Genomic DNA, 10,706 nt, shown 5'->3' with positions numbered 1-10,706 from the left:
GTCGCGCCGGGCAGCGCACCGTCGGGCGCGAGGCCCAGGTGCGCTGCCGCGGCCTGCAGCGCGGGCAGCGGGGCGGCGCGTTCGAGCGCGGTCGCGCCCGTCTGCTTGCTGAGTTTCTCGCCGTTTGCATCGACGACGACGGGCACGTGCAGATACCGTGGCGTCGGCACGCCGAGGCAGTGTTGCAGATGGATCTGGCGCGCGGTCGAATCGAGCAGGTCGGCGCCGCGCACGACATGCGTGATACGCGCGGCGGCGTCGTCGACGACGACCGCGAGCTGATAGGCCCATTGGCCATCCGCGCGCTTCAGCACGAAATCGCCGACTTCGGTCGCGAGGTTCTGCGATTGCGTGTGCTGCCAGCGGTCGTCGAACGCGACGATCGCGTCGCCGCCGTCCGGCACGCGCAGCCGCCACGCGCGCGCGGGCTTGCCGTGCAGGCCGGTGCGGCACGTGCCCGGGTACGCGAGCGTCGTGTGGCGTTCGTGCGCGGCACGCAGCGAATCGGCGATTTCCTTGCGCGTGCAGCCGCACGGATAGACGAGCCCTGCCGCGACGAGCTGTTCGAGCGCGGCCGTGTAGGCCGCGTCGCGCGTGCTTTGCCACACGGGCGGTTCGTCGGGCGTCATGCCGAAATGCGCGAGCGTCGCGAGGATGTCGTCGGCCGCGCCGGGTACCGTGCGCGGACCGTCGAGATCCTCGATGCGCACGAGCCACGCGCCGCCGTGCGCGCGTGCGTCGAGCCAGCTCGCGAGCGCGCCGACCAGCGAGCCGAAGTGCAGCGGGCCGGTGGGCGACGGCGCGAAGCGGCCGCGATAGTCGTTCATCGGAACGCCGGTTGCGCGCTTACGCGGCGCTGGCTGCCTGCGCGCAGGCCGGGCACGACTTGCCGGGCACGTAGCTCGGCGATTGTTGCGCTTCCGGCGTGACGACCGCGCGGCATGCGAAGCAGGTGACGTTCTCGGTCGGCTGGAGTTGCGGGTTCAGCGCGGTGCGGTAGTCGAACACGAAGCAGTCGCCGTGATAGTGCGCGCCGCCGACTTCCTCGAAGTACTTCAGGATCCCGCCTTCGAGCTGGTACACGTTCTCGATGCCGATTTCCTTCATGTGGATCGCGGCCTTCTCGCAGCGGATGCCGCCGGTGCAGAACGACACGACTGTCTTGCCTTCGAGGTCGGCGCGGTTCGCGTCGATCACTTCGGGGAATTCGCTGAACTTGTCGATCCGGTAATCGAGCGCGTTGTCGAACGTGCCGACGTCGACCTCGAACGCGTTGCGCGTGTCGAGCATCACGACCGGGCGCCCCGTGTCGTCGTGGCCGCGGTCGAGCCACGCCTTCAGCGTGTGCGCGTCGACGAACGGCGCACGGCCGAGCTCCGGCTTGATCGCGGGTTTCTTCATCGTGATGATCTCGCGCTTCAGGCGCACGAGCATGCGGCGGAACGGCTGCGAGTCGGACAGGCTTTCCTTGAACTGCAGCGACGCGAACTTGCCTTCGAACAGCGGATCGTGGCGGAGGTACGCGATGAACGCGTCGGTGGCGTCGCGCGTGCCGGCGATGAACAGGTTGATGCCTTCCGGGGCGAGCAGGATCGTGCCGCGCAGGCCGAGTTCGTTGCAGCGGGCGGTGACGAGCGGGCGCCATTGTTCGTTCGCGTCGAGCGACACGAAGTGGTAGGCGGCGAGGTTGACGATGGTCATGATGGTCCGACGGGAAAACGGCCGCACGGCGGCCCGCAAAATAGGGTGCGAAGCCGGGGCGTTGATTCGAAAACCCGTATTATCCCGCAAACCGCGCGGGCATCGGCACCCGGCTGTCCGGCCGGTCGCGCGACGTGTCGCCGCGCGCATCGGCCGAACGGCCGGCGCGGGGATTTTTTGGGCAGCCTGCGCGGCGGGGCGGCTACAATAGCGCCCATGTCAGATCCCCGCTTCGTCCATCTTCGCGTTCACTCCGAATTCTCGATTGCCGACGGCATCGTGCGCATTGACGACATCGTCAAGGCGGCGGCCGCGGACGGTCAGGGCGCGCTCGCGCTCACCGATCTCGGCAACGCATTCGGCCTCGTCCGTTTCTACCAGGAAGCCCGCGGCAAGGGCATCAAGCCGATCGCCGGCTGCGACGTCTGGATCGCCAATCCCGACGATCGCGACAAGCCGTCGCGGCTGCTGCTGCTCGTCAAGGACAAGGTCGGCTACCTGAATCTCTGCGAGCTGCTGTCGAAGGCATGGCTCACGAACCAGTACCGCGGCCGCGCGGAACTCGACGCGAGCTGGCTCGACGGCCCGCTTTCGCAGGGGCTGCTCGCGCTGTCGGGCGCGCAGCAGGGCGACATCGGGCTCGCGCTGGCCGCCGGCAACGAGGACGCCGCGCGCCGTCACGCCGAGCGCTGGGCGAAGGTATTCCCGGGCGGCTTTTACATCGAGCTGCAGCGTTACGGCCAGCCGGGCGCGGAGGCGTACATCCAGCAGGCCGCGACGCTCGCCGCGGCGCTGAAGCTGCCGGTCGTCGCGACGCACCCGACGCAGTTCATGACCGACGACGATTTCACCGCGCACGAAGCGCGCGTGTGTATCTCGGAAGGCGACATCCTCGCGAATCCGCGGCGCCAGAAGCGGTTCACGACCGACCAGTACTTCCGCACGCAGGACGACATGGTCGCGCTGTTCGCCGACCTGCCGTCGGCGGTCGCGAACACGGTCGAGATCGCGAAGCGCTGCAACCTGAAGCTCGAGCTCGGCAAGCCGAAGCTGCCGCTGTTCCCGACGCCCGACGGCATGTCGCTCGACGACTACCTCGTCCAGCTGTCGAAGGAAGGGCTCGAGACCCGTCTCGCGCAGCTGTATCCGGTCGAAGCCGAGCGCGACGCGCAGCGCGACACCTACTACAAGCGCCTCGAATTCGAGTGCGGGACCATCACGAAGATGGGCTTTCCCGGCTACTTCCTGATCGTCGCGGACTTCATCAACTGGGCAAAGAACAACGGCGTGCCGGTCGGCCCGGGCCGCGGCTCGGGCGCCGGTTCGCTGGTCGCGTACGCGCTCGGCATTACCGATCTCGATCCGCTGCGCTACAACCTGCTGTTCGAGCGCTTCCTGAATCCGGAACGCGTGTCGATGCCCGACTTCGACATCGACTTCTGCCAGCACGGCCGCGATCGCGTGATCCAGTACGTGAAGGAAAAATACGGCGCGGACGCCGTGTCGCAGATCGCCACCTTCGGCACGATGGCCGCGAAGGCGGCCGTGCGCGACATCGGCCGCGTGCTCGACCTCGGCTACATGTTCACCGACGGCGTCGCGAAGCTGATCCCGTTCAAGCCGGGCAAGCACGTGACCATCGCCGACGCGATGAAGGAAGAGCCGCAGCTTCAGGAGCGCTACGACCACGAGGACGAAGTCCACCAGCTGCTCGATCTCGCGCAGCGCGTCGAGGGCCTCACGCGTAACGTCGGGATGCACGCGGGCGGCGTGCTGATCGCGCCCGGCAAGCTGACCGATTTCTGCCCGCTGTACACGCAGGGCGACGAAGGCGGTGTCGTCAGCCAGTACGACAAGGACGACGTCGAAGCCGTCGGCCTCGTGAAGTTCGACTTTCTGGGTCTCACGACGCTGACGATCCTCGACTGGGCCGAGCGCTACATTCGCCGCCTCGATCCGTCGAAGGCCGACTGGTCGCTCGCGCAGGTGCCGCTCGACGATCCGGCTTCGTTCCAGATCCTGAAGAAGGCCAACACGGTCGCGGTGTTCCAGCTGGAAAGCCGCGGGATGCAGGGCATGCTGAAGGATGCGCAGCCCGACCGCTTCGAGGACATCATCGCGCTCGTGTCGTTGTACCGTCCGGGCCCGATGGACCTGATCCCGAGTTTCTGCGCACGGAAGCACGGCCGCGAGAAGGTCGAGTATCCGGATCCGCGCGTCGAACCCGTCCTGAAAGAGACCTACGGCATCATGGTCTATCAGGAGCAGGTGATGCAGATGGCGCAGATCATCGGCGGCTACTCGCTCGGCGGCGCCGACTTGCTGCGTCGCGCGATGGGCAAGAAGAAGCCCGAGGAGATGGTCAAGCACCGCGAGATCTTCGCCGAGGGTGCGGCGAAGAACGGCCTCTCGCGCGAGAAGTCCGACGAGATCTTCGACCTGATGGAGAAGTTCGCGGGCTACGGCTTCAACAAGTCGCACGCGGCTGCCTACGCACTGCTCGCGTATTACACCGCGTGGCTGAAGGCGCACCATCCGGCCGAATTCATGGCGGCCAACATGACGCTCGCGATGGACGACACCGACAAGGTGAAGATCCTGTTCGACGACTGCGTCGTGAACAACCTCGCCGTGCTGCCGCCCGACATCAACCAGTCGCATTACCGGTTCGAGCCGGTCGCCGAAGCCGACGGCAAGCGTTCGCGCACGATTCGCTATGGCCTCGGCGCGGTGAAGGGCAGCGGCCAGAACGCGATCGAGGAAATCCTGCGCGCTCGCGAGGAGAAGGCGTTCACCGACCTGTTCGACTTCTGCGAACGGATCGACCGTCGCGTCGTCAACCGCCGCACGGTCGAGGCGCTGATCCGCGCCGGCGCGTTCGACTCGCTGAATGCGAACCGCGCGCAGCTGATCGCGTCGGTGCCGCTCGCGATGGAAGCGGCCGACCAGGCCGAGGCGAACGCGATGCAGGCCGGCCTGTTCGACATGGGCGCCGAGTCGCCGCACGCGCATGCGCTCGTCGACGAGCCCGCCTGGGACGACAAGCGCCGCCTGCAGGAGGAAAAGGGGGCGCTCGGCTTCTACCTGTCCGGCCACCTGTTCGACGCATATCGTGACGAAGTGCGCCGCTTCGTGCGGCAGAAGGTCGGCGACCTGAAGGAAGGGCGCGACAAGCTCGTCGCGGGCATCATCGCGTCGCTGCGCACGCAGATGACCCAGCGCGGCAAGATGCTGATCGCGCTGCTCGACGACGGGTCGGGCCAGTGCGAGATCACGATCTTCAACGAACAGTTCGAGGCCAACAAGGCGCTGTTCAAGGAAGACGAACTGCTGATCGTGCAGGGGCAGGCGCGCAATGACGCGTTCACCGGCGGCATCCGCTTCACGGCCGATACCGTGATGGATCTCGAACGCGCACGCAGCCGTTATGCGCAGGCCGTGCGGCTGACGATGAACGGCAACGCCGACGCGGTCGCGCTGCGCCGCGTGCTCGAGCCGCACGTGTCGAAGGACGATCCGGCGGCCGCGACCGCGGTCGAAGCGCCGGCGCCGCGCGGCGGCGGGCGCGATGGCGGCCGTCGCCCGCAGGCGCCGCTGCCGAACGGGCTCGCGGTCCAGATCCAGTACAGCAATGCGCGGGCGCAAGGCGAAATGCGTCTGGGCGACGCGTGGCGCGTGAAGCCGAGCGACGTGCTGCTCGCGGAACTGCGCGCGGCGTTCGACGGCAGCGTCGTCGAAATCACGTACTGATCGCGTCCTGTTTAGACGGCTGTCGCGACAGACGGCCCGGCGCATCGCCATCGCGCGGTGCGGCGGGCCGTTTTCTTTCATCCGAGGGTAATCGGGCCTTGGGCCGGTCATCCGGACGCTATACAATCGCGCGCTGGCCGCATGTATGCGGCGCCTGCCGCGGGTTCGCGCGGCGAACGGCACCGCCGTCGTGTGTCGTGTGCATGCACGGGGGCGGTCTGCGGGACGCGCGACAGGATCACCCTGGATCGGGATGCCGTGGAACGGCCCGTCGCGACGATAAAAAACTGACTGTCACCACATGACCATGGCCAATCGGAACCCGACGCGGCGGATCCTCGTGATCCGGATCGATTTTCTCGGCGACATGCTGTGTACAACGGCATTTCTCGGCGCGCTGAAGGCGCGTTGGCCCGGTGCGGAGCTCCATGTGGTCGCGAACCGCTACAACGCGGCCGCGCTGGCCGGCAACCCGGACGTGCACGCGGTCCACACCTACGTGTACAGCCGCCAGTGCGAGCGCAACGACCGTCCCGGGCGGATGCGCGCATTCTTCGACCGGCTGCGGCTCGTGCGCCGCCTGCGTCGCCTGCGGTTCGACCTCGTGGTCGTCCCGAACGGCGGCATGCATCGCAGCAGCATGCAGTTCGCGCGCCAGCTTCGCGCGAAGGATTGCCGCTGGCACGATGCCGACAGCGAATTCGACGATCGCAAGCCCGAGCACGTTGCGCAGCGGCAGATGTGTCACGAGGCGCTGTCGGGTTTCCGGCTGGTGCCCGAACTGGGCCGTGCCGATCTCGACCGCCTCGAACTGTCGGTTCATCCCGACCGTACGCTGCAGGACACGTGGTACCGCCTGCTCGGCGCGCGCACGAAGCCGCGCGTAGGATTGTTCGTGTCGAACAAGGCGGTCGAGCGCCGCTGGCCCGCGGACCGCTGGCGCGACCTCGGCCTGCGGCTTGCACCGTGCGCCGACGTGATCATGTTCCGCGACCCGGCGATCGGCACGTGCGGCGAGGACGATGCGTGGCGCGACGTGAATGCGCGGCACGTGGCGCCGTCGTCGGTTGCCGAACTGATGGCTGCCGCGAGCCTGCTCGACGTGATCGTGTCGGCCGACAGCGCGCCCGTGCATCTCGCGTCGGCGCTCGGCGTGCCGGTCGCCGCGCTGTTCGAGGACCGCCCCGAGAAATACCTGCGCTGGCACCCGCTCGGCGTGCCGCATGTGATCCTGCGCGCCGGCGCGACCGTCGACGCGATCGGCGTCGACGCGGTCGAGCGGGCGGTGCGCCATCTGCTGCCGCGGGCCGGCCATCGCGACGAGCCGGTGGCCGCTGCGGGACACGAGCAGCCGGCTGCCGCCGCGCCCGCGATCGCGACGATCGCGTCGTAGCGGGCGCACCCAACCGGCGCTGACGGTGGGCGCGGCCCGCCGGCGGGGCCGCATCAGGGCCGTTTCGGGACGGCATGCACGGCCGGTGCGCCGCGCTGCGCCGGCTGCGGCAAAATCCTGTACATTGCCAGCCTTGTTCAGCCAGCTAGACAGATCGATCGCCGTGGCCCTGTTTTCTTCTGCCCGCCCGCCCAGAACCATCCTCGTTGCCGCGCCGCGCCGGATCGGCGACGTCCTGCTGACGACGCCGCTCGTCCGTTCGCTGAAGGCCCGCTGGCCGGATGCGCAGATCGACATGCTGGTATTTCGCGGCACCGAGGGGGTGCTCGAGCACAATCCCGACGTACGCCGCGTGATCGTCGTCGCGCAGCGAGCCGGATTCCGCGAGCGGCTGCGCGACGCGTTGTCGATGTGGCGCCGCTACGATCTCGCGTGCGCGGCGCTGAGTTCCGACCGGCCGCGTTTCTACAGCTGGTTCGCCGGCCGCAAGCGGGTCGGCCTCGTCGATCCGGATCGTGTCACATGGCTCACGCGAATGATGCTGAACGGGATCGCGATCAATCATCACGCATCCGCGCATACGGTCGTCAGCACGCTCGCACTCGCGCCGGTGATCGGCATCGAGCCGGTGTCCGAGGTCGTTGCGCCCGGCATCGGCGACGATCCCGCGCGGCGCGCGCGCTTCGACGCGCGGCTCGCGGAGTCGCCGGCGATTCGCGCCGGCAAGCCGCTGGTCGTCCTGCATCCGTATCCGATGTTCCGCTACAAGCAATGGCGGCTCGACGGCTGGGTCGAGATGATCGGCTGGCTGCGCGAGCACGGCTTCGCGGTCGCGCTGTCGGGCGGGCCGGCGGACAGCGAACGCGAGTATGCGGAGCAGGTCGCGGCCGAAGCGGGCGGCGACGTGCTGAACCTGGTCGGCCGGCTGACGTTCGGCGAGAGCGCGGAGCTCGTGCGGCGCGCGCGCCTCTTCATCGGGCCCGACACCGGCGCGACCCACGTGGCGGCCGCGACGGGCACCGACACGATCGCGCTGTTCGGCCCGTCCGATCCGGTGCGCTGGGGGCCGTGGCCGCAGCACTGGCCCGCGACCGAGAATCCCTGGCCGTTGCGCGGCTCGGGACGGCACGGGAACGTATGGCTGCTGCAGGGGGAGGGCGATTGCGTGCCGTGCCGGCACGAAGGCTGCGAGCGCAAGGTCGACAGCCGCAGCGACTGCCTCGCCAATCTCGGCGCGCAGCGCGTGAAGGCCGCGGCGGCCGAGATGCTCGGGCTGAATCCGCCGGGTGCGGCCCACGCGATCGTCGACACGTCGCGACTGCCTCGCGCCGGGTCCGACTGACGTGCGCGCGAGGCGCGCGCTTTTCCGCTTTCGAAGGGGCGCCGTGCCGAGGCGGCGCAGCCCGCTCGCGTCGGCGTGATGTGCGGGCGCTGCCGCCGGAGCGGGCCGGCAGCGGAACCCGTTTCGTCATGCGTTACGCGCTGCGCCGGATCGCCGACGTTTCGCGCGGCAACGCCTCGCTGCGTTCGCCGCAACCGAGCAGGATGCCGGCCAGCAGCACGATCAGGTGCCCTTCGGCGAAATCGAGCAGCAGCGAGTTCGCGAGACTGCCGATCGCGAAGATCGCGAGCCACCCGAGCAGCAGGTGCCGCGAGCGCGGATCGAGCGCGCGGCTGCCGCGCGCGATCTGCACGATCAGGTTGACGAACAGCAGCAGGCCGACCGAGCCGAGCTGGACGGCCATCAGCAGGTATTCGTTGTGCGGGTTCGACGTGAGCTGGCCTTCGGCCGCCGTCTTGCCGGCCGAGAGCTTCTGGAACTCGACCTCGAGGCCGCCCGCACCGTAGCCGATCACGGGGCGCTGGCTGAACAGCTCGAGCCCTCTCTTGTACCATTCGAGGCGCAGGCCGGATGACGTGACGGCATCGCTCTGCCGATATTGCTGCACTTCCGTCACGACCTCCGCGAGCCGGCCGTTGTGAACCGTACACGCTGCGACGACGAGTGCAATGCCGGACAGGACGAGCACGCCGGCGGCCAGCCCGGCGCGCAGCGCCGACTGCCGACGCAGCAACAGCACGAAACGCACCGCGACAACGAGAATCAGCAGTAGCGCGATGACCTGCCCCGTGCGTCCCTGCAGCATCACGAACACGTTGACGAGCGTCCATGCGGCGACAACCGCATAGGCAATGCGCGACAGCGCCGTGCGAGCCGCCAGCGCGAGATCCGCAGCCTGGTAGAACAGCAGTGCGCCGAACATGCCGGCGGCGATGTGGTTCTTGAACACCCACGCGCGCGATACCGGCAGCGCGGACGCATACGCGGGCCCGATCGCGGTCAACCCGAGATAGTTGGTCGTCGACAGCAACAGGATGACGCACAGCGTGCCGAACCAGCAGCGCTGCACGATCGGCGCCCAGTTCGAATGACGGAACGCGAGCACGGCAAATGGCAGCAACAGCAGCTTGTCGTACTTCGCGACCCAGTTCCACGCCTTGTTGTGCGGCGCGATCGTGTACGTGACGCTGACGGCCAGCGCCGCGAGGATCAGCAGTGCCGCGAGCGAAGCCGGATCGGTGAAGAACGAGCGCAGGTTGCGCCAGAATTCGGGAGAGATCACGAGCGCGGCGGCGAACAGCCCGCAGAACACATTGGTCAGCGCGGTCGAGACGGGCACCATGCAGAGCGCGGCAACGGCGAATGCGCGTGCGGCGGTCAGGCGCCGCGAGGCGGGAGCGGAAAACGAAAGCATCGGAACCTGTCGAATGGACGAATGCGGCTGGCGGACATCCTGCTGCACGTCGCCGCGCGTCCCGACAAGAGATTCGGGACGAACCGCAAAGTATACGCGAAGCGGGACGGGTTTCCGTGTCGTTTTCGGGGCCCGATCAGCTGAAGGCGCGCTTGATCCGCGAGCGCAGCAGCGCGCGCTTCAGGCGGCCTTCCACGGCCGGCGTGTCGAGCGTGATGTTCGGGCCGGCGGGCTCGCCGCGATGCAGGTAGTAGCGGTCGAACGTCGCCTGGGTCATGCCCCATTTATTGAGAAACTGGCGGCGGCCGTCGTTCTTGACGATCTTGCCCGTGCTCTTCTGCTGGAAGTGATAGACGAGGCTGTCGCCGACGCCGAGGAAGATCCGGCAGCCGGCGTCCCAGAATTTCATCGAGAAGTCGTTGTCGCTGCTCATGCCGGGCGACAGTTCGCTGCTGTAGCCGCCAATGCGGTTCCACCAGTCGCGGTGCACGAGCGTCGGCGGCCAGGTCGACCCGAGCCAGTCCGCGCGGGCGAGCTTCGGCGTCGCGGCGACGAGGCCCGCCGCGTCGAATTGCTCGGCGTCACGGCCGAAATTGCTGACGACGACGCACGGGTTGCGCGTGTCGACCGGCTCGACCATCGTGCCCGACAGCATGAAGAGATCGGTCGGCATCTGCTCGATACGGCGCACGAGGGCCGTGTCCCAGCCGGGGCAGCAGAACATGTCGTCGTTCATGTAGACGACGTAATCGCGCGTCGCCCGGGCGGCGGCCAGGTTCACCGCATGGCAGATGCCGATATTGGCCGGTGACGCGGTGTGTTCGATGCCTTCGCCGCGCACCCAGTCGAGCGTGCCGTCCGAGCCGTCGTTCACGTGCACGATGATCTGGTGATCGTACGCGGAGTGGCGGCGCAGGCTGTCGACGACGAGCTTGAGGTACGGCAGGTTGTTCCAGGTCGGAATGATGATGGAGAACATGGCGGTCGTTTGCGAGCGGGCCTTCAGTTCGAGCAGCTGCCCGAGAAGCGTTAGCGAAATGATGACTGCCGCCGCCTCGAAATATACGCTGACTCGGCCGTGCGCACTGTACGTATCGGGAAACACG

At 68.1% G+C, this 10,706-nt stretch carries 7 protein-coding genes; 3 read left to right on the top strand and 4 right to left on the bottom strand.

Annotated features, from left to right (window positions below; genetic code table 11):
- Both gluQRS and G3N62_RS32100 read right to left on the bottom strand, forming a co-directional pair.
- Nucleotides 1-827: tRNA glutamyl-Q(34) synthetase GluQRS (gene gluQRS / locus G3N62_RS32105; RefSeq protein ID WP_206141426.1), on the bottom strand; the 827-nt coding region annotated here is incomplete at its 3' end.
- A gap of 19 nt (nucleotides 828-846) precedes the next feature.
- Nucleotides 847-1,701, bottom strand: a complete 855-nt coding sequence (locus G3N62_RS32100; protein WP_034190750.1) for a sulfurtransferase — start codon at nucleotides 1,699-1,701, stop codon at nucleotides 847-849.
- Between the two features lie 216 nt (nucleotides 1,702-1,917).
- Between G3N62_RS32100 and dnaE the strand changes: the two genes are divergently transcribed.
- The 3 genes from dnaE to G3N62_RS32085 all read left to right on the top strand — a co-directional run bounded on the left by dnaE (nucleotide 1,918) and on the right by G3N62_RS32085 (nucleotide 8,186).
- Complete coding sequence (gene dnaE / locus G3N62_RS32095; RefSeq protein WP_034190751.1) at nucleotides 1,918-5,451, top strand: DNA polymerase III subunit alpha; 3,534 nt, start codon at nucleotides 1,918-1,920, stop codon at nucleotides 5,449-5,451.
- 307 nt (nucleotides 5,452-5,758) lie between these two features.
- The gene (locus G3N62_RS32090; protein WP_124670613.1) at nucleotides 5,759-6,844 is read left to right on the top strand and encodes a glycosyltransferase family 9 protein; all 1,086 of its coding nucleotides are present in this window, start codon (nucleotides 5,759-5,761) and stop codon (nucleotides 6,842-6,844) included.
- 163 nt (nucleotides 6,845-7,007) lie between these two features.
- A complete protein-coding gene (locus G3N62_RS32085) occupies nucleotides 7,008-8,186 on the top strand; it encodes a glycosyltransferase family 9 protein (protein WP_059558138.1) in 1,179 nt (392 codons plus the stop codon).
- Nucleotides 8,187-8,319: 133 nt separating this feature from the next.
- Here the strand turns inward: G3N62_RS32085 and G3N62_RS32080 are convergent, their stop codons facing one another.
- Nucleotides 8,320-9,600, bottom strand: coding sequence for an O-antigen ligase family protein (locus tag G3N62_RS32080; RefSeq protein WP_034190754.1), 1,281 nt, complete (start codon nucleotides 9,598-9,600; stop codon nucleotides 8,320-8,322).
- Nucleotides 9,601-9,736: 136 nt separating this feature from the next.
- The gene (locus tag G3N62_RS32075; protein ID WP_034190755.1) at nucleotides 9,737-10,579 is read right to left on the bottom strand and encodes a glycosyltransferase; all 843 of its coding nucleotides are present in this window, start codon (nucleotides 10,577-10,579) and stop codon (nucleotides 9,737-9,739) included.
- Nucleotides 10,580-10,706 lie beyond the last annotated feature (127 nt).

Origin of the sequence: Burkholderia sp. Tr-20355 (genome assembly GCF_017104685.1) — a bacterium.
In the GTDB taxonomy this organism is placed as follows: domain Bacteria; phylum Pseudomonadota; class Gammaproteobacteria; order Burkholderiales; family Burkholderiaceae; genus Burkholderia; species Burkholderia seminalis.
Note: the sequence above shows the minus strand (reverse complement) of the source record. Positions and strands in the feature narration are given on the sequence as shown.